The sequence below is a fragment of the Nostoc sp. genome (assembly GCF_036917135.1).
In the GTDB taxonomy this organism is placed as follows: domain Bacteria; phylum Cyanobacteriota; class Cyanobacteriia; order Cyanobacteriales; family Nostocaceae; genus Nostoc.
The window spans coordinates 23,525-48,837 of record NZ_JBALEA010000092.1; the positions used below are offsets into that span (position 1 = coordinate 23,525).

General features: G+C 41.4%; 27 protein-coding genes. 16 read left to right on the forward strand and 11 right to left on the reverse strand.

The window, feature by feature from the left end; genetic code table 11:
* Positions 1–130: 130 nt before the first annotated feature.
* The 4 genes from V7K50_RS30180 (at position 131) to V7K50_RS30195 (ending at position 3,020) form a co-directional block, all read left to right on the forward strand.
* On the forward strand, positions 131–1,024 hold the full coding sequence (locus V7K50_RS30180) for an alpha/beta fold hydrolase (RefSeq protein WP_334966647.1): 894 nt from the start codon (positions 131–133) through the stop codon (positions 1,022–1,024).
* A 148-nt stretch (positions 1,025–1,172) separates the two neighbouring features.
* Entirely contained in the window at positions 1,173–2,234 is a 1,062-nt protein-coding gene (locus V7K50_RS30185) for a serine/threonine protein kinase (protein WP_334966735.1), read from the forward strand.
* A gap of 48 nt (positions 2,235–2,282) precedes the next feature.
* A complete protein-coding gene (locus tag V7K50_RS30190) occupies positions 2,283–2,636 on the forward strand; it encodes a papain fold toxin domain-containing protein (protein WP_334966649.1) in 354 nt (117 codons plus the stop codon).
* Between the two features lie 27 nt (positions 2,637–2,663).
* Positions 2,664–3,020, forward strand: coding sequence for a hypothetical protein (locus V7K50_RS30195; RefSeq protein WP_334966651.1), 357 nt, complete (start codon positions 2,664–2,666; stop codon positions 3,018–3,020).
* Between the two features lie 128 nt (positions 3,021–3,148).
* Here the strand turns inward: V7K50_RS30195 and V7K50_RS30200 are convergent, their stop codons facing one another.
* Together V7K50_RS30200 and V7K50_RS30205 are read right to left on the reverse strand one after the other, a co-directional pair.
* A complete protein-coding gene (locus V7K50_RS30200) occupies positions 3,149–3,919 on the reverse strand; it encodes a Uma2 family endonuclease (RefSeq protein WP_334966653.1) in 771 nt (256 codons plus the stop codon).
* Between the two features lie 63 nt (positions 3,920–3,982).
* Entirely contained in the window at positions 3,983–4,750 is a 768-nt protein-coding gene (locus V7K50_RS30205) for a Uma2 family endonuclease (RefSeq protein WP_334966655.1), read from the reverse strand.
* A 182-nt stretch (positions 4,751–4,932) separates the two neighbouring features.
* Here V7K50_RS30205 and uvrA point away from each other — a divergent pair, with 182 nt between their 5' ends.
* Both uvrA and V7K50_RS30215 read left to right on the forward strand, forming a co-directional pair.
* On the forward strand, positions 4,933–7,821 hold the full coding sequence (uvrA, locus tag V7K50_RS30210; protein ID WP_334966657.1) for an excinuclease ABC subunit UvrA: 2,889 nt from the start codon (positions 4,933–4,935) through the stop codon (positions 7,819–7,821).
* Positions 7,822–8,067: 246 nt separating this feature from the next.
* On the forward strand, positions 8,068–8,235 hold the full coding sequence (locus V7K50_RS30215; RefSeq protein WP_334966659.1) for a DUF4926 domain-containing protein: 168 nt from the start codon (positions 8,068–8,070) through the stop codon (positions 8,233–8,235).
* Positions 8,236–8,308: 73 nt separating this feature from the next.
* On the opposite strand, the gene V7K50_RS30220 is transcribed toward V7K50_RS30215, so the two are convergent.
* From V7K50_RS30220 to V7K50_RS30230, 3 genes are all read right to left on the reverse strand, one after another.
* Positions 8,309–8,710, reverse strand: coding sequence for a helix-turn-helix domain-containing protein (locus V7K50_RS30220; RefSeq protein ID WP_334966661.1), 402 nt, complete (start codon positions 8,708–8,710; stop codon positions 8,309–8,311).
* Complete coding sequence (locus V7K50_RS30225) at positions 8,694–8,993, reverse strand: type II toxin-antitoxin system HigB family toxin (protein WP_334801881.1); 300 nt, start codon at positions 8,991–8,993, stop codon at positions 8,694–8,696. The genes V7K50_RS30220 and V7K50_RS30225 overlap by 17 nt, the downstream gene beginning before the upstream one ends.
* Positions 8,994–9,054: 61 nt before the next feature.
* Positions 9,055–9,486, reverse strand: coding sequence for a DUF2358 domain-containing protein (locus V7K50_RS30230; protein ID WP_334966663.1), 432 nt, complete (start codon positions 9,484–9,486; stop codon positions 9,055–9,057).
* Positions 9,487–9,747: 261 nt separating this feature from the next.
* Between V7K50_RS30230 and V7K50_RS30235 the strand changes: the two genes are divergently transcribed.
* On the forward strand, positions 9,748–10,638 hold the full coding sequence (locus V7K50_RS30235) for an alpha/beta fold hydrolase (protein WP_334966665.1): 891 nt from the start codon (positions 9,748–9,750) through the stop codon (positions 10,636–10,638).
* Between the two features lie 258 nt (positions 10,639–10,896).
* The gene (locus tag V7K50_RS30240) at positions 10,897–11,352 is read left to right on the forward strand and encodes a pentapeptide repeat-containing protein (RefSeq protein WP_334966667.1); all 456 of its coding nucleotides are present in this window, start codon (positions 10,897–10,899) and stop codon (positions 11,350–11,352) included.
* A 207-nt stretch (positions 11,353–11,559) separates the two neighbouring features.
* Here the strand turns inward: V7K50_RS30240 and mnmA are convergent, their stop codons facing one another.
* A complete protein-coding gene (gene mnmA / locus V7K50_RS30245; RefSeq protein ID WP_334966736.1) occupies positions 11,560–12,615 on the reverse strand; it encodes a tRNA 2-thiouridine(34) synthase MnmA in 1,056 nt (351 codons plus the stop codon).
* 289 nt (positions 12,616–12,904) lie between these two features.
* Between mnmA and V7K50_RS30250 the strand changes: the two genes are divergently transcribed.
* The gene (locus V7K50_RS30250) at positions 12,905–13,855 is read left to right on the forward strand and encodes a hypothetical protein (RefSeq protein WP_334966669.1); all 951 of its coding nucleotides are present in this window, start codon (positions 12,905–12,907) and stop codon (positions 13,853–13,855) included.
* 112 nt (positions 13,856–13,967) lie between these two features.
* Positions 13,968–15,554 carry an NAD(P)H-hydrate dehydratase gene (locus tag V7K50_RS30255; protein WP_334966671.1) on the forward strand — a complete coding sequence of 529 codons (1,587 nt, stop codon included), beginning with the start codon at positions 13,968–13,970 and terminating at the stop codon, positions 15,552–15,554.
* Positions 15,555–15,778: 224 nt separating this feature from the next.
* Here V7K50_RS30255 and V7K50_RS30260 read toward each other — a convergent pair whose 3' ends face one another.
* From V7K50_RS30260 to larC, 3 genes are all read right to left on the reverse strand, one after another.
* Entirely contained in the window at positions 15,779–16,141 is a 363-nt protein-coding gene (locus V7K50_RS30260; RefSeq protein WP_334966673.1) for a hypothetical protein, read from the reverse strand.
* On the reverse strand, positions 16,116–16,466 hold the full coding sequence (locus V7K50_RS30265) for a DUF5674 family protein (RefSeq protein ID WP_292749852.1): 351 nt from the start codon (positions 16,464–16,466) through the stop codon (positions 16,116–16,118). Before V7K50_RS30265 ends, V7K50_RS30260 begins: the two co-directional genes overlap by 26 nt.
* Positions 16,467–16,564: 98 nt before the next feature.
* Positions 16,565–17,845, reverse strand: a complete 1,281-nt coding sequence (gene larC / locus V7K50_RS30270) for a nickel pincer cofactor biosynthesis protein LarC (RefSeq protein WP_334966676.1) — start codon at positions 17,843–17,845, stop codon at positions 16,565–16,567.
* Between the two features lie 94 nt (positions 17,846–17,939).
* Between larC and V7K50_RS30275 the strand changes: the two genes are divergently transcribed.
* From V7K50_RS30275 to V7K50_RS30285, 3 genes are all read left to right on the forward strand, one after another.
* Entirely contained in the window at positions 17,940–18,599 is a 660-nt protein-coding gene (locus tag V7K50_RS30275) for an L-threonylcarbamoyladenylate synthase (protein WP_334966678.1), read from the forward strand.
* A gap of 405 nt (positions 18,600–19,004) precedes the next feature.
* On the forward strand, positions 19,005–20,225 hold the full coding sequence (locus tag V7K50_RS30280) for a HetZ-related protein (protein ID WP_334966680.1): 1,221 nt from the start codon (positions 19,005–19,007) through the stop codon (positions 20,223–20,225).
* Between the two features lie 314 nt (positions 20,226–20,539).
* Positions 20,540–21,016: a PD-(D/E)XK nuclease superfamily protein gene (locus V7K50_RS30285; RefSeq protein WP_334966682.1), complete on the forward strand. Its 477-nt coding sequence runs from the start codon at positions 20,540–20,542 to the stop codon at positions 21,014–21,016.
* Here V7K50_RS30285 and V7K50_RS30290 read toward each other — a convergent pair.
* Positions 20,988–21,845, reverse strand: coding sequence for a DNA adenine methylase (locus tag V7K50_RS30290; protein ID WP_334966684.1), 858 nt, complete (start codon positions 21,843–21,845; stop codon positions 20,988–20,990). The two genes, V7K50_RS30285 and V7K50_RS30290, sit on opposite strands and share 29 nt — an antisense overlap.
* 165 nt (positions 21,846–22,010) lie before the next feature.
* On the opposite strand from V7K50_RS30290, the gene V7K50_RS30295 reads away from it, so the two are divergent.
* From V7K50_RS30295 to V7K50_RS30305, 3 genes are all read left to right on the forward strand, one after another.
* A complete protein-coding gene (locus tag V7K50_RS30295) occupies positions 22,011–22,217 on the forward strand; it encodes a DUF751 family protein (protein ID WP_229550407.1) in 207 nt (68 codons plus the stop codon).
* Positions 22,218–22,341: 124 nt separating this feature from the next.
* Positions 22,342–22,761, forward strand: coding sequence for a 30S ribosome-binding factor RbfA (gene rbfA / locus V7K50_RS30300; protein WP_334966686.1), 420 nt, complete (start codon positions 22,342–22,344; stop codon positions 22,759–22,761).
* 857 nt (positions 22,762–23,618) lie between these two features.
* Entirely contained in the window at positions 23,619–23,855 is a 237-nt protein-coding gene (locus V7K50_RS30305) for a DUF4327 family protein (RefSeq protein ID WP_094347157.1), read from the forward strand.
* Between the two features lie 465 nt (positions 23,856–24,320).
* Here V7K50_RS30305 and V7K50_RS30310 read toward each other — a convergent pair whose 3' ends face one another.
* Positions 24,321–24,674: a hypothetical protein gene (locus V7K50_RS30310; RefSeq protein ID WP_334966687.1), complete on the reverse strand. Its 354-nt coding sequence runs from the start codon at positions 24,672–24,674 to the stop codon at positions 24,321–24,323.
* Between the last annotated feature and the right edge of the window lie 639 nt (positions 24,675–25,313).

Genomic DNA, 25,313 nt, shown 5'->3' on the forward strand with positions numbered 1-25,313 from the left:
GATACTTTTCAGACATCCTCTAAATGTTGTCCATCGATTGCCACTTTATAGCTGAATGTTTCCTTGCATTTGTTCGAGTAATTTTTGTACTATAAGTAGAGCCAATACTGAACCTTTATTAAGATTAATAATGACTGTAACTACACCGCAGCTTGCAACCCAAGACGCTTTTGAAAAATTATTTTGGAATTGGCAAGGCTACAAAATCCAGTACACTGTTATGGGCACAGGATGCCCTTTGGTATTGGTTCACGGCTTTGGTGCTTCTATTGGCCACTGGCGCAAAAATATCCCAGTTTTAGCTAATGCTGGCTACCAGGTATTTGCTATAGACCTTTTAGGTTTTGGTGGTTCTGATAAAGCGCCCATTGATTACAGTGTCGAAGTTTGGGTGGAATTGCTGAAAGATTTTTGCACGGCACACATAGACGAACCTGCTGTTTTTATTGGCAACTCCATTGGCGCACTTTTAAGCTTGATTGTACTGGTAGAACATCCAGAAATTGCGGCTGGCGGTATTTTAATTAACTCTGCGGGTGGGTTGAGTCATCGTCCCCACGAATTGAACCCGCCGCTACGGATGGTGATGGCAGCTTTTAATCGGTTTGTGCGATCGCCAATTACAGGTAAATTTGTCTATAACCGCATTCGCCAAAAATCCCAGATTCGCCGTACCCTTTATCAAGTTTACCGCGATCGCCAAGCCGTCACCGATGAATTAGTCGATTTACTTTATACTCCCTCTTGTGACCCAGGAGCGCAACAAGTCTTCGCATCCATTCTCACAGCGCCTCCTGGCCCAAGTCCAGAGGAACTTTTGCCCAAAGTCGAACGTCCTTTATTAGTAATTTGGGGTGCTGACGACCCTTGGACACCAATTACCGGGGCAAAGATTTACGAAAAGGCGCGTGAGAATGGCAAAGAAATCAAAATTGTTCCCATTCCCAATGCCGGTCATTGTCCCCACGATGAGGTTCCAGATGTTGTCAATGCCCAGATTGTTGATTGGCTAGGGCAAAGGTGATTATTTCGCGCCGAGAAACGCACGCAAACAAGCTTTCTGCCGATATGCCTTGTCCCAGGTAGGGTAAAAATGGGGCTAACAATCTGGGTGAATGGATCTAAATTTTTTAATCGCACCTTGACATAATGAAACTCGTATGCAGTGTGAAATGGAGCTTGATGTGCATAATGGACATAAAAGGGTAATTCCCTTAAATCACCATCCAGATTTTTCTGAACAAGGCTATCAAGTTATCAGCGAACTAGGACGCAATAGAGAAGGGGGACGGATTACTTATCTAGCTAATGTCCTCAACTCTAATCAACAGGTAGTAATTAAAGAGTTTTGTTTTGCTCGTGCTGGTGCTGATTTATCAGGTGTGAAAGCATATCAGCGCGAAATTGAAGTTTTGCAACAACTGAATCATTCCCGCATCCCTCGCTATATAGATTCCTTTGAGATGCCAGGGGTTTTTTATTTGGTGCAGGAATATAAAAATGCGCCGTCCTTGGGTTTAAAACGCAGCTTTCATCCTGAAGAAATTAAGCAAATTGCTCTGTCAATTTTAGAAATTTTAGTTTATTTACAAAAGCAAGTTTCTTCAATTATTCATCGGGATATTAAGCCAGAGAATATTTTGGTTGATGAACAACTAAATGCTTATCTGGTTGATTTTGGGTTAGCGAGAACACAGGGTGCAAAAATAGCTCTTAGTAGCTTTATAGCTGGAACCCCAGGGTTTATACCGCCAGAGGAACAGTTTGGTCATTCTCTGACTAAGGCATCAGATTTATATAGTTTAGGAGCAACACTAATTTGCTTACTTACTAATACCCCTTCGGTTGAGATTGGGAAATTAATTGATGATAACTATCACTTTAATTTCCAGCAATTAGTTCCTCAAATCAGTCCGCGTTTTGAGTCGTGGTTAATGAAAATGGTGGAACGCAATCGCAAACGTCGCTATGCTAATGCAGCTATTGCGTTGAAAGTACTTAAGTCCATTGAGGTTGTTGGTAATGCCACTAGGATAGAAACTTTAGTTAGTACAATCAAATCTAGAAAACGAGCTACAGTGCTGGGACTAGCCACAGTTGTTACACTGGCTGCGGTTGGGGCAATTTTGATGAGTTGTCAGCCTGGTGATCAGGTTAGGCAATTGCTGAAAGCTAGAGAATGTCAAGGCTTTAATCCTGAGTTTAAATGTAGACTAAAAGGCGACGCCGAATAGCCCGTCGTAGACATCTCTTGGTAAATGACTGAATCACGAGGAGGCTAGGTGAGTCAATTATCACAAGAGGAAGTTTATTATGCAATTAGCACAATAGTAGTAAAATTCCCTCTACTCGAATGTGATAAATGTGCCAAAGCAGTTATGCAATGGTTAGCAAAAAATAGCATTGAGGGTAGGATTATTCAGCTTAAAACTAAAAGACGAAATGAAGTTTTTATAACTAGCAATCGCTGTAATCCCAATGAATCAATTACCGAAAATGGAACTCACTATGGAGTAGAAGTATTAGGACGAGTTTTCGATAATCTATCTACTGAAGGAATGACGAGAGAAGATTGGTTACGTGATTTTCACTGTCCAAGTGAACAATTTGTTTTTGAAGAGTTAGAATTTCTATAAATAATCAGAGTAGATGATGAAATAAATATGAGTGGACTATTAGAAGTGGTAGAAAAAATTAGACTCAGACCTGGAATGTATCTGGGACGACCTTCTGTAAGTGACTTATTTATGTTTTTAGTCGGTTATGAGTTTTCTCGCAGCGAATTAAGAATTGACATGACCGAGGAAGAAGAAAAGTTTTACGATGAATTTCAACCTTGGCTGCAAAAAAAGTTTGGGGTAACAACAGTTACCTCTTGGGCAAAGTTGATTATGCTATCTTGCCATGATGAAAAAGCCGGATTTGAATATTTCTTTAAACTTCTCGACGAATTTTTCCAGAGAAATACAAGTTTAGACATGAATAAAGCTGAAGATATGGCGCAACATGGTTCTAAATAATTGTACTTAAACCACCTCGCTGAGTTTAAATGTAGAGTCAAAGGCGTAGGCGTAGCCCGCACTTCGACAAGCTCAGTAACCATCGTAGACATCGCTTGGTAAAAAAGAAATGCGATCGCACTTCCGATTTAAACTTCCGGTTCTACTCCCAGCGCTTTTAACTGGGCGGCTAATCTCTCTACACGCTGGCGTTCTTGTTCTGCACGCTGACTTTCTTGTTCTGCAAGCTGTTGAGCAGCGTTTTTCTCTTGCCGTTCTTTTGCTGCTAACTCCAAACCCCACAGCAATAGTTCGCCCTTGTCATCCCACCAACGTAACCAATAACCTGCGCGGTTTTCTCGGCTTCCTTGCCATACGCCTAAAAACAAGTTCATTTCGCCTATCCAGTGGCGATTATTTACATCCGGTGTTTGCAGTTCATAATTTCCTAAATCATCTCGCCGATAAACTTCTAAGACTCCTTGCTCTGGTTCAAAAATGGCATAGTTTGGCACTTGTAAAATCTGCTCATAATAGAACCATTTACCAGGGGGATAGGTTGGTTTACTAGAATACTCTCCACCTTCGGTATCTGAGAGAAATTCCATCACAATTACGGGAATATCACCTTGGAGTCGTGGGGTATAACTGCGCTTCACTTCTTCTCGTGAAACTCGAATAGATGATACATATCCCCAATCTGGTGCTTTGACTACAAATCGATTATTCAAAGTGGCGCAGATACCGTAGTTGGTGATGGTTAAAGCATTAGCGGGCAATTTGCCAGCTAGTTCCAAGCTTTCTGTTAAAGCCGCAGCTAATAGTGGCTGATTAATGTTATCCACTGGCTCGTTCTCTAAAACAAAATCATCAGGTAACTTTTCCCAGGTGACATCATGGGTGGTGGCATTGGCTAGCATAATCAGAATATCTCAAGTACAAATTCAATTTCTAATGGCCTGATTAAAAAATTGCATACGGCATTACTCTTGAGCAAGGGTTCGCACTTCTTCCACTGACAATCCTAAAGCTTGGGCAATCTGTTCGATGCTCAAATTCATTTGCAATAATCGGGGTATGGCATCTCTCCTGGCAAGTTCAGCCCGTTCAGCCCGTTGGCGTTCTTGTTCAGCCCGTTGGCGTTCTTGTTCAGCGTTGCGGGAAATTTCTGTATAAGTTAAAAACCGTTCTCCATCAGGGCGATATAGCTGCAAACCCTCTGATGATGGAACAAACCGAATTTTTAACAGAGGACTCACCCAATCTGCCATTTGGGGGATGACATCTAAGCCATCTTCAGAGCGTAACCAACCGTGCAAATTATTTTTCTCAGGATCGTAAATGTAGTATTCTTCCACGCCATAACGGTCATAGAAAAGTAATTTCTTATCCATTTCACTTTGGGTGTTGCTGGGAGAAAGAATTTCAAATACCACTTGCGGTGCAATTCCCTCCTCTTTCCATTGTTGGTAGCATAAACGATGTCTACGACGGGCTACGCCTACGCCTTTCGGTCTACCTAATACCACCATCACATCTGGGGCGTTAACAATTTTGTTGCGTCCCTCTACCGGATACCAAAATAAATCCCCGGCGACAAATACATTTGGATTGTCGGCAAATAGCCACTCTATATTTTGCTTAATTTTTACAATCCACCCAAACTCTATCGTATTATTAGCGATTGGTTGTCCGTCACTATCTGGGTAGATGACCTCTGGCTGGGTCGGCGGTTGGATTTGCGATACCATAGCTTCGCCCTCAGAAGGATATTTAATCGGGATGCTTCCAAATTAGCAGACTATTAAATATGTCTGCGGACTGAATCTGGAATAACAACTAACTAAAAGAGTACTACTGTTCTACTATAAACCGATTAAAGATAGTATTATTAAGGACTGTTTCATCAGAAACTCCCTCTTCGCCGCCCAATATGTCAGACCAACAGCTAGCAGCATCCTTGAATGGCCATCTCCCCTACCCCAGCCACAACAGCCAGAATACCATTCGGATTCGGGGTGCTAGGCAGCATAATCTGAAAAATATTGACTTGGAATTGCCACGCGATCGCCTAATCGTATTTACTGGCGTTTCTGGTTCTGGTAAGTCTTCCCTAGCCTTTGATACGATTTTCGCTGAAGGGCAACGTCGCTATGTGGAATCCCTCAGCGCCTACGCACGGCAATTTCTCGGACAATTGGATAAGCCGGATGTAGAAGCCATTGAAGGTTTAAGTCCAGCAATTTCTATTGACCAAAAATCAACGTCTCATAATCCCCGTTCCACAGTCGGTACGGTGACAGAGATTTACGACTATTTGCGGCTGTTATTTGGTCGGGCTGGTGAACCCCATTGTCCGATATGCGATCGCTGTATTGCACCCCAGACAATTGATGAGATGTGCGATCGCATCATGGAATTACCAGATCGCACCCGCTTCCAAATCCTAGCACCCGTTGTTCGCGGGAAAAAAGGCACACACCGTAAGCTTTTGTCAAGTCTGGCTTCTCAAGGTTTTGTCCGCGTGCGAATTAATGGCGAGGTACGCGAACTGTCAGATTCCATTGAATTGGATAAAAATTTTACCCACGCCATCGAAGTGGTAATTGACCGCTTGGTGAAAAAAGATGATATCCAAGAGCGTTTGGTTGATTCCCTGTCTACGTGTCTCAAGCAATCGGGTGGTATTGCGACCATTCTGGTGAGTCTACTTGGTGACGACGGACAAGAAAAAGAAGAAGAATTAGTATTTTCAGAAAATTTTGCTTGTCCAGAACATGGGGCGGTGATGGAGGAACTATCACCGCGATTGTTCTCCTTTAACTCACCTTATGGTGCTTGTCCGCACTGTCACGGAATTGGGACTTTAAGAAGATTTGCGCCTGATTTGATAGTACCCGACTGGGAAGCGCCAGTTTATGCTGCGATCGCGCCTTGGTCAGAAAAAGATAATTCTTATTATTTGGAATTACTCTATAGTGTGGGGCAGATTTATGGGTTTGAGTTACAGACAAATTGGGGCAAGCTGACAGAAGAACAGCAGCAAATTATTTTGTTTGGGGAGAAAGATGAACGAACCGCAGAGGCACAGAGGAAGCAGAGTTTTAAAGGCGCTATTCCAATTTTGCAACGGCAATATGAGGGTGGTTCGGAATTAGTTAAGCAAAAATTAGAGCAGTATTTAATTGATCAACCGTGTGAGGTTTGTAAAGGAAAACGGTTAAAACCGGAAGCCCTGGCGGTGAAATTGGGACAATATGGAATTTTAGAATTGACTACCGTATCAATTCGGGATTGTCGGGAGAGAATCGATCAATTCAAGTTGAGCGATCGCCAGTTACAAATTGCTGATTTAGTCCTGAGAGAAATCAAAGCTAGATTACAATTTTTGTTAGATGTTGGTTTAGATTACCTCACCCTGGATCGTCCTGCCATGACCCTTTCGGGTGGCGAAGCCCAACGAATTCGTCTAGCAACGCAAATTGGTTCTGGTTTAACAGGAGTTCTCTACGTTTTAGATGAACCGAGTATTGGTTTGCATCAACGAGATAATGGCAGATTACTCAAAACCCTAACTAAATTGCGCGATTTGGGTAATACATTAATTGTTGTTGAACACGATGAAGAAACAATTCGTGCAGCCAACTACATAGTTGATATTGGCCCTGGTGCAGGAATTCACGGCGGAAATATTGTCGCCCAAGGTGATTTTCAGGCGTTATTAGCAGCAGAAGATTCTTTGACGGGTGCGTATTTATCAGGAAGACGAGTAATTACCACACCAGCAGAACGCCGAGAAGGAAATGGGCGCAGTTTGGGAATTAAAAATGCCCATCGCAACAATTTACAAAATATAGATGTAGACATTCCATTAGGTAAACTTGTCTCCATTACTGGTGTGTCTGGTTCTGGCAAATCTACCCTAATTAACGAATTACTGTACCCATCTCTGCAACACCATTTAACGAAGAAAGTTCCCTTACCCAGACATTTGGATAAAATTCAGGGATTAAACGCGGTTGATAAAGCGATCGTCATCGATCAATCCCCAATTGGACGTACACCACGTTCTAATCCTGCAACTTACACAGGAATTTTCGATGCGATTCGAGATGTCTTTTCTCAAACAGTAGAAGCCAAAGCTAGGGGTTACAAACCTGGACAATTTTCCTTCAACGTTAAAGGTGGACGTTGCGAAGCTTGTAGTGGTCAGGGTGTAAATGTTATTGAAATGAACTTTCTCCCCGATGTTTACGTGCAATGCGAAGTTTGTAAAGGTGCAAGATACAACCGCGAAACATTGCAAGTGAAGTACAAAGATAAATCTATTTCTGATGTTTTGAGAATGACAGTTGAGGAAAGTTTAGACTTTTTCCAAAATATTCCCAAAGCGATCGCGCGTTTGCAAACTTTATTTGATGTCGGGTTGGGTTATGTGCAACTAGGACAACCTGCGACTACCTTATCAGGTGGTGAAGCGCAACGGGTAAAATTAGCAACAGAACTATCTCGACGCGCCACAGGTAAGACACTTTATTTAATAGATGAACCGACAACAGGGTTATCTTTTTACGATGTCCATAAATTGTTAGATGTGTTGCAAAGATTGGTAGATAAAGGTAATTCAATATTAGTAATTGAACACAACTTAGATGTAATTCGTTGTTCTGACTGGGTGATAGATTTGGGGCCAGAAGGTGGCGACAAAGGCGGAGAATTGATTGCTGTTGGTACACCGGAGGAAGTTGCAAAAAATCCCAGGTCTTATACTGGACAATATTTAAAGCAGGTGTTGAAACAGTATCCGGCGATGAAATCTTAGTCTTTTCAAAGTAGGGTGGATTATATAAAACTAAACCATCCTATCTCTAAATTTTATCCCTAGTTTGAGACTATTTAATTTTATTTACAGCAGTTTTCATGTATTTAGACCACAATTATAAGACCTAACCCCCAGCCCCTTCCCTTGTAGGGAAGGGGAGAAAATCAAAGCCTCTCTCCTAAGAGGAGAGAGGTTTGGAGAGAGGTCTATTTGTTGTTATATAATCTAAGCAATGAGGTAATACCAATGAAATTATTAGATGTGGTTGCCCTAACCGAAGACTTAGCAGAAGTGGGATTGCATCGCGGTCAAGTAGGAACAATTGTAGAAGAATATGAACCTGGAGTTTTTGAAGTAGAATTCAGCGACTTAACAGGAAAAGCTTATGCCGTAGAAACTTTAAATGCTAGCTAGCTAATGACTTTATATCATCAACCAATTGGTGGTAAAACATTATTGGTTTAACATACTTTTACCATCTAGAAAATCAACAAATAAACAAACTTCCATCAACGTGAAAAAACTTTCCTAAAGCCTCAGCTTGTTCTTTAGTGATTTCTAACTCACCATTAATTACTTTAGCAACAATCTCGCTCGAAGCAAGAATTTCTACCAAATCAGCTTGTTCCAAACCCTTAGCTTCCATCAAATGCTTGAGTCTTGAATGAGGTGTTGAAACATTAAGCTGATAGTGCTTATCTTCAAAATCCTCAATCAGTTTTACCAATAATTCCAACAAAGCATCTTCTTCAGGAGTTAAATCGGAACGAGAAAGCAGTTCTTCAACAGTCTCTAAAAACTTCTCGTTTTCCTCTTCTGTCTTGATAATCCGAGGTTGATGTTGAGACAGCAATTCGCTGTAAATATTTGAGTTAAAAGTAAGGGTCATTTTTCCAGGAATCTTTGTCATATTCGGCATGAGTTAAGACATATTTTATATAGATGACCTGCTTTTCATAGTTAATACTAGCAATTAAGCGGTATTTATTACCTTTGATGTTGAATATTATAAACTTGCTTACTGCTTCGGCTTGAGGATAAATAGTTTGAACTTCTAGTAAATTAGCCCAGTCTGCTTTACTAGCGGTTATGTACCAGTCATCAAGTGCTTCACAGCAATCAGCGTGTTTTTGGCAGAATTGTCGTAGCTTTTTCCGACTGATAACGTGCATTAATTTCTTATTTCGGTGTTTATCACGTTGTTCTGGATAAATTTTTTAACTCACCATGTATCTAATTATTTGTTTCTCCCTTTTGCCAAAATTGCTGTAATATCTCGCCAGGTTTACGATCCCATGTGTCAATATGCTCGTATATTAAATTATCTGGGTTGAGTTTATACGTTGAATAGCCATTAAAAAGCAACCCAGCTTTCCAGGGAACACGTAACACTCCCCGCACTGTCCATTTTGCTAAAACCGTATCTTCGGCTGACTGAGAAACTTCATGCACATCAAAGTAAATTTGGCTAAAAAATAGTCGGGCATGAAATCGCAAAGTCCAAAATATAATGCGATAGTTAAATTTGTATTTGAATGTATTCACTGGGTCTTTAAAATAGATATCTTCTGTATAAATTTGATATGAGATATCTTTCTCAAAAAGTGTTGGTAAATCCTCTTTTAGGGTCTTAATTACCTGTTCCACTGGCAATTTAAATTCCACGCGCCTTTTTCCTTAAAAATATTTTTTAACTACCTTTCCACTCATCTTCAAATAGAAAATGTTCTCTTGTTGCTCACACCACCTGCACTCAAATCTGACTGAGAACCTTTGTAGAGACGTAGCACTGCTACGTCTCTACATTTTTTACCAGATGTCTAATATCTATCCGAAGGATAATTGCAATTTTAAAACTATCTATTAGTATATATTTTTACGAAAAACATTATATATCATAACCATCACCAACAAAAAGCACAACAGATGTCTGTAATAGAAGTGACTTGGAAACACGATTATATAACGACTAATGGGGTGAAACTACACTACGTTACCCAAGGTGAAGGCCCCTTAATGTTGATGTTGCATGGGTTTCCTGAATTTTGGTACTCTTGGCGCCATCAAATACCAGAATTTGCCCAAGATTTTAAAGTAGTTGCTATTGACTTACGTGGCTACAACGACAGTGATAAGCCAAATCAGCAATCAGCTTATGTCATGGATGAATTTCTCAAAGATGTTGAGGGAGTAATTAAAGCTTTAGGATACCAAAAATGTGTTTTAGTTGCACATGATTGGGGTGGTACGATCGCATGGAATTTTGCATACACTCACCCCGATATGGTAGAGCGATTAATTATCCTTAATCTGCCTCATCCTGCCAAATTTGCCGAAGGCTTACGCACCTTCCAACAGTTGCAGCGTAGTTACTATATATTCCTCTTTCAACTGCCTTGGTTCCCGGAAGTATTTTTACAATCTTCAGACTACCAAGCAATTGAAACAATTTTTAAAGGTACAGCAGTTAACAAGAGTGCTTTCACTAAAGCGGATATTGACGCTTATAAAGATGCTGCGGCAAAACGTGGTGCCCTCACCGCAATGTTGAACTACTACCGAAATATTTTTCAACAGAGAATGCTAAATCAAAATTGGGGCGTTCTGGGAGTGCCAACACTGATGATTTGGGGAGAAAATGACACTGCACTCGGTAAGGAACTAACCTATAACACCGCAGCTTATGTCAGGGATTTTCAAATCAAGTATATTCCTAATTGTGGTCATTGGGTGCAACAAGAACAGCCAGAATTGGTTAATTATTATATGCAGAAATTTCTGAAGACTGAAGCTAAAGCATCAATTGATAAAGTATAAATACTTATCAAACCAGTGATTGCGAGTAGCGCCAGGTTTTTAAAAGATTTAATAGTGATTTAACATTGCCAGTTTTGAAGATTTATCCTTTAAAAATCGCCAAAAATCAGAATTAATGGCATTTGTGACATCACTTTTATTCATGTTTCAGATCACAACTAAGTTGTCAAGAGATAGATTGACCTTACGAAGTTTAATGAGATAATAGAGTTGTGAGGGATAGAACGGACGCAACTTGATTATTTAAGGGGGAAAATTATGAAACTCCAGCTATTAGCGGCTATGGCCTTAGCAACTCCCCTACTTTTCATTAGCTCGGTTAGAGCCGAGAATCCGCAGGACTTACAAAAGCTGCTTTCAACTGGGGAATGTACTAAGTGTGATTTATCAGGAGCTAACCTTAGTGGCGCTCATTTAATTGGTGCTGATTTGAGAGGCTCGAAGCTGCAAGGAGCAAACCTTGTAGGAGCTAACCTCGAAGGTGCTGACTTAACTGGTGCAAACTTGGCAGGTGCTAACCTAACATCCGCTTATGTAACCAATGTGAATTTGAAGCAAGTCAATCTCAACGGGGTAAATTTTACTCGCGCGACGATTCACGATTCTAATGTGTATCAAGCATCAATGAATGATCTCAATCTTACTGATGCACAAGTGTTTAACACTGGAATCGGGATTGGTGGAGAAGATGCCGAGATTCCCGATTGGAAATAAGCTCGACTCAGTAGGCAGGTTAAAATAAACACAACATAGATTTTTGCTGGTTTGAAATCAGACGAACTGGTTTTTTGCCAGCATTATCCTTAAAATCTGCCTATAGAAAAATAAAAAATGAAGCCCTTCTGCCTTGTACTGATTTTAAGATCGCAAAGGCAGAGGGGATTTCTTTTTGGGATTGATTGCTTCGCCAAAACTCAAGGTTCAACTAAACTGTTCGATAATTCCGCCACCTAAGACTTTTTCGCCGTCGTACCACACCGCAGCTTGTCCTGGGGTGATGCTGGATTGGGGTTCATCAAACACCAAACGCATACGGGAGTTTTCCAACGGAATTACCGTTACTGGTGTAGCCGTTGAACGATAGCGAATTTGCACTTTGGCATGAATTGGGGTGGATGGTTCGGCAATAGAAACCCAGTTGACTCGATTTACCGTGCATTCTGGCTGAGTTACCTTGGTGCGATCGCCTACTACTACTTTATTATTTTCTGCATCTAATTCAATCACATACAAAGGTTCGGCAGCCGCAATCCCCAAGCCTTTGCGCTGTCCAATGGTGTAGTGATGGACGCCATCATGCTGTCCCAAAACTTTGCCTGTGACATCGACAATATCGCCTATTTTGGGAGCTAAATATTTATCTAAAAATGCCCGCATGGAACCGTTACTTTCCACTAAGCATAAGTCTTGACTTTCTGGTTTGTCAGCAGTTTTCAGCCCGTATTCAGTTGCAATCCGCCTGGTGTCAGTTTTTTCTAGTTCGCCGAGAGGAAATATAGTTGCTGCAAGTAAATCTTGAGACAAATCATAAAGGAAGTATGATTGGTCTTTGTTGCAGTCAACAGCCCTTAATAATTGGTAACGTCCAGTTGTTTCGTCATAGCTAATTCGGGCATAATGACCAGTGGCAATGCGATCGCATCCCAATTCTTCACGAGCATACTGCACCATTGGCCCAAACTTCACCGTTTTATTGCACTGGGAGCAAGGCAAAGGCGTGATCCCAGCACTGTAACCAGTTACTAGATAATCGACAATATGCGTCTGAAAGAGATCCCGAATATCCACAATCTGATGGGGAACGCCCAGTTGTTCACAGAGTTCAGCCGCGTCAATCATACCTTCAGAGCAACATTGACCTTTGCCTTTCATTAGCCAAAGAGTCAAACCAATCACTTCATAGCCCTGATGGTGCAGGATAGCGGCGGCGGTGGAACTGTCAACGCCACCAGAAAGACCAACGACGACTTTTTTCATACAAAGCACGACACGATAGCTGCGTGGTTGTCCCATTGTAGCACATACTCTTCAAAGCCTTGCTACTAAAGCACTTCAGTTTTAATGTCACCAAGTTAGCGACACCGAATAGCCCGCCCTTAGACATCGCTATTCACTCCGTCATCTTTATCTAAAATTAGTTACAGATGTATTTTTTGCCACGTAGATGAGCTAACTTTACGTTAACGCTATATAGTTGCTACAACGGTGAACTAATTAGTTCCTGATGGAAATTGCCTAAAAATACTTTGACTACTTTCTAACTACTATGTCGAGAGGAATACCCAGTCAATTTATCCCATTTCAGATGCTGCGCCAAAGTTCTGAGGGTTGGAAGCCCACTATCAAACTTCTCTCCTTGTTAGTGGGAGGATGGTTAGTGCTGATTACTGAATCTACGCCAGCACAAGCACAAATCCATAACAGCAAGGTGCTACTGGCTCAACAAGCAGGTGAAATTTTACCGCCACCGCCAATAATTCCCTTTGGTCAACAGCCATCACCGCAGTTACAGCCAGTCCAAGCAGTACAGGACAATCAACTAGAGCAGAACTTTCAGCCCCCCCAACCATTACAAAACAATCAACTAGAGCAGAATTTTCAGCCATCCCAACCGTTACAGAACAATCAATTTCAGCCGAACTTTCAGCCCTCTCAACCTCCACAGTTTAGTCAATATAACCAAAACTTTGAGCGCTACTTAGTTTACGTAGATGGTAGTGATTCCCAAACGTTACAACAAATACGTCAGATTGAACCCAGTGCTTACATTCGCCAGTACCAAGGACGGAATGTAATTCAGTCAGGAGTTTTTAACAGAGTATCTAACGCTCAACAACGGGTTAGTGAGCTACAGTCACGAGGTATATATAACGCCCGGATTATCAGCTTCGGTAATGGACAGGAAATAGATACAGGTAATAGTAGAGGCTTGGTAGGCGATCGCAACAATATAATTGCTACTAGGTCAGTCTCTAGATATTATGTCGCCATTCCTACCACTTCCCAACAGTTACCTGCGATCGCAGCCCAAATTAGGCAGAATATAGCCCAATTTAGTCAAGGTTTAGGCCAATCTGGCGGAGTCCTTGAAAGGACGCAACCACGAGGACCACACGTAGCAGTAGGGCCTTTCCCCGATCGATTCCAAGCTGAGGAATGGAATAAGTATCTGCGAAATTTAGGATACCGTAATGCCAGGGTTTACTACGGGAAGTAAGAAAGAGGGGATTAGGGACTTGTACTGAGGGAAGCCGAAGTATTGGGGACTGGGGACTGGGGACTGGGAATTGGGGAGTAAAATTAAACTCATAACTCAGGACTCAGGACTGATGCAAGATAGGCAAGAACAAATTTCGCAAGTGATAGTGACTGCTGGGCAAATGCACGATGTTGAAAAGCGGATCTTCGCAGTGGGAATGCCTGTAGTTGCTTTGATGGAAAAGGTGGCGGGATTAATTGCCCGTCGGATTCTGGAGATCCTCCCAACTCCGCTTAAAAAAGCTGACTCTGTTCCTCCCAATACCCCCTTTTTAAGGGGATCTCGTGTTGGAATTCTGGTCGGCCCCGGTCATAATGGTGGCGATGCTTTAGTAGTAGCCCGTGAATTACACTTTCGCGGGTATGAAGTTTGGATCTATTCTCCTTTCTCTAAGTTCAAAGAATTAACTTCGCAGCACTTGCAATATGCTCAAAGCTTGGGCATTCCAATTTATCAAACAATTGAGCAACTGCCCGATTCTGATTTGTTGATTGATGGGTTGTTTGGGCTGGGTTTAGAAAGAAACCTGATTGATCCCATCGCCTCTGCAATTAATCAGCTAAATGAATTGTCTGTGCCGATTTATAGTATCGATTTACCTTCAGGTTTACACACCGACACTGGCGTTGTATTAGGAACTGCCATTCGCGCCACTCACACTTTTTGTTTAGGTTTATGGAAACTAGCTTTCTTTCAAGATCAGGCGTTGGAATATATTGGTAAAGCTGAGTTAATCGATTTTGATATTCCTTTAGCTGATGTAGAAGCTGTTCTCAAAGATGCACCCAGAATTAAACGGATTACACCAGCAACCGCACTTGCTACTTTACCTCTACCGCGTCCAGCAGTCACTCACAAATATAAGGAAGGACATTTACTGCTGATTTGTGGTTCGCGGCGCTATGCAGGTGGAGCAATTTTAACTGGTTTGGGTGCTAGGGCTAGTGGTGTAGGGATGCTTTCTATTGCCGTACCTGAATCCCTGAAATCTCTTTTGGTGTCACATTTGCCAGAAGCGCTAATTGTCGGTTGTCCAGAGACGGAAACCGGAGCCATCGCCCACCTAAATTTACCAGAAAAAACTGATCTGAGTTCCTTTAATGCGATCGCTTGTGGCCCCGGTTTAACACGAGATGCTACGCCCATTGTGCAAGAAGTAATTAAGAGCGAACGCCCTCTAATTCTCGATGCCGATGGTTTAAATATCTTGGCACAAATGAGAGCAATCCCCACATTAAAAAAACGCCAAGCAGTAACCGTACTCACACCCCACACTGGCGAATTTGAACGATTGTTTCCTGATGTCGCCGATGCCAAACATGACAGAGTGAAAGCAGTACAGCAAGCAGCCGCCCAAAGTGGGGCGATAGTGTTGTTGAAAGGGGCGAGAACTGCGATCGCCAACCCTCAAGGTGACGTTTGGATTGTTCCAGAAAGCACGCCCGCCTTAGCCCGTGGTGGTAGCGGTGACGTGTTAACTGGGCTACTGGGCGGATTGTTGGCGCAAGCAGCAACTAAACAGATTCCCATAGAAGATATTGTGGCAACTGCCGCCTGGTGGCATTCGCAAGCGGGTATTTTAGCATCACAAGAGCGTACCGAATTAGGTGTAGATGCGTTTACATTGACACAATATTTGATAAAAACTCTAATTTAGTGATTTTGTGAATATTTCTTTTTTATTAAATAAAAAATATGGGACAAAAAAACTTGTTTTGTGATGTAGATGATTTCTGTAAATAAGGGTAAAAACGCAGTGATGTTAGCTGACTATCGGCAATTGATGTATGAGGGAAGGCGGAGCCTTTTGGATGGCATTCCCAGTCTCCGACTAGGAACGAGGAGACTCCAGCAAGCTCGACACTTTTTCTAAAATCATTGCTACACTGTGGATTGAGACAGCAAGCCAGACATATCTAATAGTTGTCCAGACCAAACACTAGATTGTTCTGCAACTTCAGTGCGTGTTTTATCATCAGACAAAATATTATCAAAAATTAATCTCCATCGTTCTAGTTGAACTTGAATGTTAACTAGTTCTTCGGCATATTCCGGTTCAATTTCTGCTGCTGTCCATTCAATGAACCACAGTGTTTCATCTGTTACACTCTCAACAGCTGCTCTATAATCAGTGTTACAAAATGTTCTAAGCCTCGCTAAATTGGAAGCTATGTGTCCTAAGCGAGTTGATGTATTGTCACTTTGAAAACGCGCTTTTTTATCTAAATTCTGGTTTATATCCACCAATTAACTCCTGAGTGATTTTTTTAACTTGTTCACGAATTTCTGTTTCTTGAATAATCATCGAACGATTGTTCTGACTGGGACGAATGTTAATAATAGATTCATAAGCTATCGATTGGTCAAAGGGAGTCCAATCAGCACCCCAAATATCTCGCTGTCTACTACCATCTTCGAGCAATACTGCTTCACATTCAGAGTGTCTTTCTCCTCCTCCAGCCAGAATTTGTTTTTCAATGTCTACTGCAACTTTAATGTAAATTTTTAAAGTTTGCAGCATTTGCTCAACTTGTTCCAATGTCGCTCTTGTCTTGATAATCAGTACCAAAATTTCACCCCTACCTATAACAATCTTGGTAAATTTGCTAAATTGGGATGCTCCCTTCCCAGTCTTTGATCGGGAACGAGGAGAATCAGGGAGGAGATTCAGCCATTGACTAAATACCAACGCTGTAGCGCCAATCGTTGAATTTCGAGCCAGGGAATATTATGTTTTCGGGCTAAGTCTGCACAATCTTCATATTCGGGCTGGATATTTGCAATAACTTTTTCTGGCGATTGTCCCTTCCATGCTATTTTCACGCGTACCTTGCCATATTCAATTTCCACTTGTTGAATTTCTCGTTGTAAAACGGCGCGTTGCTGAGTTGTTCTCCGAATGCCCAAAGTTGTAGTTTCGCGGAATATAACCGCTTCACAACTGAGTAAATTTTCTGGATGACAAATCACAGTCAGCAAAATCCCCGGACGGGACTTTTTCATGCCGATCGCTTGGGTAAAAACATCCACCGCACCAGCAGCAAACAACGCCTCAAACACATAGCCGATCGCTTGCGGATTTAAATCATCAATTTGAGTTTCTAGTACTGATATCGTTTCTAAATTTGAGCTAGTATCTTCAGAATCACTGAAATTTGACTGTAAAGTTGCGCTTTCACCCAACCAGAGGCGTAGAATATTTGGAATGGGTAAATTTATGGTTCCTGCTCCCAGTCCTATCTGCTTGATAGCGATCGCAGGTGGTGAACCAAAATCTCTTGCCAAAGTAGTAGCGATCGCGGCTCCTGTTGGTGTCACCAGTTCTCTGTCAATGCCATTGCTATAAACAGGACAACCCCGCATTTCCCACAGCTTTAATACTGCTGGTACTGGTACCGCCATCTGACCATGTGCAGCCCGAACAGTGCCGCCACCAGTGGGGAACGCCGAGCAGTAAAGTAGGGGCAATCCTTCGTTATTGCTCTCAATCCCCAACCAATCCAACCCCAGGCAAGTACCCACAATATCTACGATCGCATCTACAGCACCCACCTCATGAAAATGAACTTTTTCAGGAGAAATACCATGCACTGCCCCTTCTGCCACTGCTAGCTGTCGGAATACCGCCAAACTCCAAGCTTCTGCCTGTGATGGCAACCCCGCTTTGAGGATCATTTGCTCTATTTCTGGCAAGTGGCGTGTGTGATCATGACTGTGGTCGTGATCGTGATGATGATGATGATCGTGTACTAAGTCCACATGGACTTTAGTCGCCTGCTGACCATTACGTTGGACAAATTCAGCCCTTAACTGATATTCCTGTTCAATACCCAACCCATTGAGTTTTTCAATTAAATACTCCACAGGAACACCCAAGCTTACCAAAGCACCCAGGCACATATCACCAGAAATTCCTGTCGGACATTGAAGATAAGCGATTTTATTCATAATAAATTAGTCATTAGTCATTAGTCATTAGTCAAGAATAATTTTTTATTCTCCCCAGTTCCCAGTCCCCAATCCCCAGTCCCCACTCCGTGTTATGGCAAAAATTTTCTCAGTTCATCCGGATAATCCTCAAACTCGCCGAATAGAGGAAATAAAGTCGGCGCTCTTAAGTGGCGCAGTTATGCTTTACCCTACTGATACAGTCTATGCGATCGGTTGTGATTTGAATGCTAAGTCGGCGGTAGAACGAGTGCGGCAAATTAAAAAGCTAGCAAATGATAAACCACTGACATTTTTATGTCCCTCGCTTTCAAATGTGGCAACTTATGCCTTCGTAAGTGACACAGCCTATCGGATTATGAAACGCCTGATTCCTGGTTCATATACCTTTTTGCTCCCAGCTACTAAGTTAGTACCGCGATTGGTGCAAAGCCCCAAGCGGAAAACTACTGGAATTAGAGTACCAAACCATACTGTGTGTTTGGAGTTGCTGGCAGCGTTGGGCAATCCGATTATTTCAACTTCGGCACATCTGCCACCAGATGAAGCAGATAATGACATGATTCGGATAGATCCAGAAATTGTTCAGTCTCGGGTAGAGCTATTTGACCGTTTGGATAAGTTAGTAGACATCATTATTGATGCTGGCGAGGAACCTACATATCAAGTGTCTACTATCTTGGATATGACGGAAGATAAACCAGTAATTATACGGAGGGGTTTAGGTTGGGAAGCAGCAGCAGCATGGGTATAAAAATTCCACTTCACAGGCGCACCTCTCCGTTTCGGAAATTGTGATAAAAACGACTCCAGTTTTAAAATTGTCATATTTAAAGGCGATGTCTACAACAGACGTAGCTGCCACAGTTGATATAACAGGATGGTGGCAACAGTCGGCAGAATAAGGCATTTGACAACTTTGATCAAATGGCGGGTACTCATGTCCCAGGATCAATATGGTGGCTTGTGAAAAAACCGACACATTGCCATAGCTGTAACTCTTTCGTATTTCCTATAGTTTTAGATATGAGCTTTAGATGTGAGCATTATATGCGGCAAGTCTTGATGGATGAATGCCCAAAGATTCACAAGCCAAGGACTGCCTTGATTGCTGTCTCTGCGTTGTAATTACGGTGCAATACTACTACCTGGAAAAGTCATGAAAGCTAACGTCGTCAATCTACCAAACTCTACACCCATTTTTGATAACCACCTTTTGACTGAAGAATTTTCAGATAGCAGCAGTAATACCCTAATTCAATTGCTGTGTGACGAAATGCAAGCGCAAGTAAAAGCAACCCCCAAGTGCGTAGAAGCTTTGGCAAAGCGCATAGCTGTAGAAGTAGAACGCATTTGCGATAAAAGCTCCCGTATCCAAACATCTGGGGAAATCAAGTCCTGGCAGATGACGTTGGGAAGACATCGGATGCAAAAGTGCTTACGTTACTACCAACTAGGTTCAAAACAAGGGCGGGTGGAATTACATAGCAATTTGGGTGCTATGGTTTACCGCCATGTAACTATGGCCGGCTCGGAGTTGGGCTTTGATGCTCGTTACAGCCTGATTGAAGATTTTTTACAAGCATTTTATATCGAAGCGATCAAAGCTTTCCGCAGAGAAAACGAACTACCTAATGATCACACGCCGCGTACTCAGCTGCAATTAGCTGAATATATGGCTTTTACAGAACAGTACGCCAAACGCCGGATCAATTTACCTGGTGGTGCAAATCAGCAATTGATTATCTTGCGGGCCCAAGGTTTTGCTCGTCGTCAGCCCCAAGAAACCACCGTGGATATTGAAATGGCGGTAGAGTCTGCTAAGGGTGAAGAAGCAGAATCTTACCAGCGTAACTCGGCGGTGCAACAGCTGCGATCGCAAATGATCGCCCAAACTAATTTCGATCCATCAGAAGAGTCAGAACGCGATCGCGTCATCACAGAATTGATGAAATACCTAGAGGCTCAAGGTCAATCTGACTGTATGAACTACCTCAGCTTGAAACTTCAAGACCTCTCAGCCCCAGAAATTGACCAAATTCTCGGTTTAACCAGCCGTCAGCGCGATTATCTCCAACAACGCTTTAAATACCATGTAGAAAAGTTTGCCAAACAACACCACTGGCAATTAGTACATCAATGGTTAGGTGCGGGTTTAGAGCAAAAATTGGGTTTATCTTCCCAGCAGTGGGAAATCTTTGTGAATCAACTCACCGAACAGCAACAGGAAATATTACAGTTAAAAACTGAACGGGAAAACGACTTGGCGATCGCTAAAACCATCAAATGCACCCCCAAGCAGCTACAAAAGCGCTGGACTCAACTTTTAGAACTAGCATGGTCTATCCGCAACGGTCATACTGAAGCTCAGACAGGTTGAAGTCCAAGGCGAAATCACTAAAATTTATCCAATCTAAATCCCAATGATTAGAGAGGTTAAGAAAAAGGTAAAGGGCAAAGAGAAAAGGAAAACTTCATTCCTTTCATATTTTCCTCAATTAGTAACTCGTTCCTGATCGAAATTATTAATACATTTGTATTTACTTAGTACGGAAGTACTAAAATATTCGGATTTTTACCTATTAATCCAACCTTTTTTAGTAAAAATCAAAAATTCATATTAAGCAACTGACCCTTTTTTACTACTTCTGTGAAATCCTATAATAAGCAGGACTTTTGGCAGAGGGATTAAAGATGGCTCTGACTCAAGGCGGACGGGCAAATAAGTCTGGGAATATTTTAGAAGGAAATGTAGAAGCAATCTTGAGTGGGCATAATTATTTCCAAGTCGGGAACTATGTCCAAAAAGAATTTATTTTAAATGCTGCTTTATTACCAAAACGCTATGGAAAAGAAGTTTATATTGGAACTGGAATTTATCATACCGATTTGAAGGTTGATTTTTATGTTGTTGGCTCACCGGCAATGCCATCTGGTTTAATTTTCGAGTGCAAATGGCAAGAAAGCCCCGGTTCGGTTGACGAAAAGTTTCCTTACTTGAACATGAACATTCAGCACTATTATCCTGCACCAACTATCGTGATTTTAGGCGGTGAAGGTATGCGAGAAGGCGCAAGCAAATGGCTGAAAGCAAGAGTTAATGATAACCATAATTTATTAGCAGTTTATAGCCTAGACAGATTCATTGCTTGGGCAAACAAAAATCTTTAAAAGAAGTAATTAATAATTCGTCAATCGCGCCTCTATTTTTTATGTTTGAGTTAATTGAACGCGTTGCTTTAATTTTGTAGGTTTCAAAATTGATATCTGTATAAATTTTTCTAATAAACTCGCTATCAGAATTACATACCATAACGTTGACACCACGACTTGCCAACTCTGCACAAGTGTCTCTTAAAAGTTCTTGGTCTTTTTTGCCGAAACAATTTTGACTATAAGCGGTGAAATAACTAGTGTCACTGATAGGATGGTAGGGCGGATCAAAAAATACAAAGTCATCAATACTAGTCGCATGATTTAAGACTTCTGTAAAATTCGCTTGTTTAATTTCTGCATGATTAAGTGCTTCTGAGGCTGCTTTTAGTAAAACCTCAGAACAAATATTAGGATTTTCATATTTGCCTAATGGCACATTGAATTTACCCTGTGAATTAACTCGGTAAAGACCATTAAAACAAGTCTTATTAAGATAAATTATCCGAGCAGCCTTTTCTATATCAGTACCACCAGAGTTGTTTCTGACACTATAATAATAATCTTTACCATGTCGGATTTTATGCTCTTTTAATAGAGAAATTAATTCTTCAACATGATCTCTAACACAACAATAAGTGTTAATTAAATCGGCATTAATATCAGTTAAAATGGCTGCACTTGGTTGGAGATAGAAAAAAACTGCACCACCACCTAAGAATGGTTCATAGTAATTTTTATAACTCTTGGGAAAATAAGGAATATATTGCTGTATCAACCTACTTTTACCCCCTGCCCACTTCAAAAATGGACGCGGGCTAGTTTCCTTGGGGATTTGAATTACCATTTACTTCCGATTTAACTGAAAATAATCACGACTAAATAAAGCCAATATAACCGACGAGCCATATTTTATATTAGCTGGCTAATTTTCCAGCCGCATAGATTACAATTGAGTAGATAAAGCATATCAAAACAAACGTAAGTATATAACAAGGCAGTTTACATTCAAATGTTTGACGGATTTTGGGATAACGTCTTTCGCTACCCCCGGTACTTAATTACGATCGTCTTAGGGCTGTTTCTAAACACCTTTGCGCCATTGGTGCCATTGTTGAAGCGCCCTGTCACTTTGATCGCCATCTTGGGTTTATTTGTGAGCAGCCTAGTCTTCCTGACTTTCACCCTACGGGCAATGCTGGGCTTGAGTCCAATCTAGACTAGCGCTATATCGGGGCTATGCCCCACAGACGGTTGCTTTTGGCGTTGCTCACGCTAAGTACTGTCTATCCAATTTGCATCTATATTTTGTCGTACAACCTCTCTGATGAGGCGAAATTTTTATGGCTACAAATCGTCGGGTTTCCCGCGTTGCTGAATTGATCAAACGGGAAGTTAGCCAAATGCTGCTCAACGGCATTAAGGATGACCGTGTGGGTACTGGAATGGTTAGTGTTACTGATGTTGATGTTTCTGGCGATCTCCAACACGCCAAAATCTACGTCAGCATCTATGGTACAGATGAAGCGAAGGTAGAAACAATGGCAGGCTTAAAGTCGGCCACGGGTTACGTCCGCAGCGAACTTGGGGCGCGGGTACGGCTACGTCGGACACCAGAGGTGATATTTCTCGAAGATCGCTCTATAGAACGCGGTAATAAGGTATTGGCACTGCTAAATCAACTTAACAATGAGCGTCCGCCAGAAAATCTGGTAGCAGTAGAAGACAGCACTGATAAAAATGATCAGGAATTCTCCGAATAAGTAACTAAAACAACAATGTAACTTCAGAACAATTAATCTCAGCAAATCCGCCAAACACTTTACAGACGTGACTAGATTGCGTCTGTTTTAATGTGACCATAACCTACTTCAGCGATCGCTAGTCCTTTTGTGTTTGTCTTCACTCTACTCCAAAAGGTTAGTAGCAGCAGCAACCCGGATTTCTGTGCAGATGCATAAATGCTGCTTGTCTCAAGTATTTTTATGTGTGCCTTAATTACGAATTAGTATTAATCCACCTTTCTACAGATGTGTTTCAAAATAAAACTGTGTTAATTAAGTGCTGAAACTAACCAAGTAATTAGGGTTTTACTTAAAAAATTGTTAACAGATGCCAGGGGAAAAGCTTTCATAGTGTACTTTAGCCGTTATGTTTTGCAACAGTTTATACCCCAGTATCTGACAAATATTTTTGTGTTGTTTACCCTTAGATAAATACCAGGAGTTCTAGATCCAGTTTTAAGGTGATTATTTTGATATTTAAGCGATTCCGACGACGGACTACACCTAGGCGATATCAGCTCTTCCCACCCACCAAATCTTGCCTAAAAACAGTAATGGCAAGACTTTCAGACTTGTGGCATCAAAGTTATACAGCTACCACAGCACGTTAAGTTGACTACTCGGAATTTTTTTTGTAAAGCGAATTTTCGATGAATGTCAGGATTCGTTGACTTTCTTAACATTTCTTGAGATAATTTTAGGAGATGTAGCGTCAAAATAAAAATAGTTCCGTATAGCAAACTACAAAATCTTAGCCACAAGTCTAATTTCTGTAATGTTTGTTCCTAATTATTAACGGGAACACTATCGTAAGTGTTAATTTGTGAGTAAAAAACATGAGTGTGAATACGGTGCCTTCTATCAATTACTACTCTCTAGATGTGATTCAAGACGAAGCACGCCGACTGGTGCAAAAGGGAATGGTTAGCAGACAACAGCCAATATATAGCCTCTGCCAATACATTCCAGCTAGAGAGTGGGTTTGCGTTGAATGTGAATTAGAGAAATGTGACTTTTTGTTGCGTGATCGCATTGGCGACCTAATTGGTCGTGAACAGTGGGATAACGACTAATCATGTTTGATTTCGGACTTGGGATTGGGAGTTTATTTTCGATGTGTGGATGTCACCATTAATGATTCAACACCCAATCAGGGGGATAATCTCTAATTTTGATGAGCATTGCCCCATACAGAATCTTGCGTTTTTCATTAATACAGAATCATTAGAGTCTGAATTTATACAACTTTTCAAGTAAAGAAGGCATCAGAATCATTTGATCTGTATATCTGATGCCAGGGCTTGAGTTTAGTATGTAAGTTCTGTGACGTTCCTACATTTATCCGAATAGATAAGTGTAGGAACTTCACTTTTGACTCGCAATTCTCAAACAAAAAGTCTGTTTGCTGTTCAAATTCAAAATCAGTCTTGAAAAGGTTGCTAAGTCTGGGTACCAAGCGTCGGGAACCTCCGCAAAATCTAAAATTTGTATAGTATTTTTTCTGAAAAAATCTCGAAAACCATCGAAAAATTATATTATTATCCTACTTGCTCTAAATACTGATTAATGTCTTCAATGATGCGAGTAAGTTCAGCTTCTGTAGTCAAGCGGATGTTGAGGTTGCGGACAGTCAGCAAAACTTTGGCGGCGAAGGGCGTTGGCCAGATGTTGGGATTACAGAAAATTTCTAAAAATACTTCACCCGTATAACGATATTCCAGGGGAGGCTGGGGAGTGACTTTACCGCCGCCAGGAGTGGGTTTAGCGGCGACAGCTTTCAGGCGCTCCATTAATTGATCCGTCGCTGTTTTTAATTCTCGTGCTGCTTGGGGTGAAAAACTGAAGGATACAGAACCTTCCAGGAGGTTCAATGTTAGAGCAGTTGAAGACATTAGGTTTTTTATTAAAGCTTCTTGATAAGTACTAATATTACCGGAAGAAGGGGTCTTAATTGCACTCTGATAGTTCCCTGTATCTTCTCTGACTTTTTCACTGCATCTGGAAAATCTCTCTCCTCAAAGGAGAAAGACTTTAAATTTTCCCCATTCCCGCGTCTGGAAGGGGTTCGGTTTTTGGTGGACTTTTCCAGATAACGTGAAAAGTCAGGTAAGCTAATCGGCATTTAAGTTGCATAATCAAGGCGCTCATGTTGCCTACCCCACAAGATGTTGAGAAAATTTTAATCTCCAAATTAGATGTGTTTTAGCTGATCTTCTGAGTATAAATAAAACTCATTAAGCTGCTCATACCAATTTAATGTGAAGTTGCATAGAATTCGATCCCCCCTAGCCCCCCTTAATAAAGGGGGAATCGGAAAAACATCTATCAAAGTCCCCCTTCAAAAGGGGGATTTAGGGGGATCAAGATATGTGCAGCTTCATAAAAAATTGGAGTAAGTACATTAATATCTACGCAAAACTACACGCGGTAGGGGCAATTCATGAATTGTCCCTACCTGAAAATCATTCTTTTTGGCTATTGTTTGCGTAAGTCCTGTACATATCACTGATGGTCGTCATCATATCTTTGAA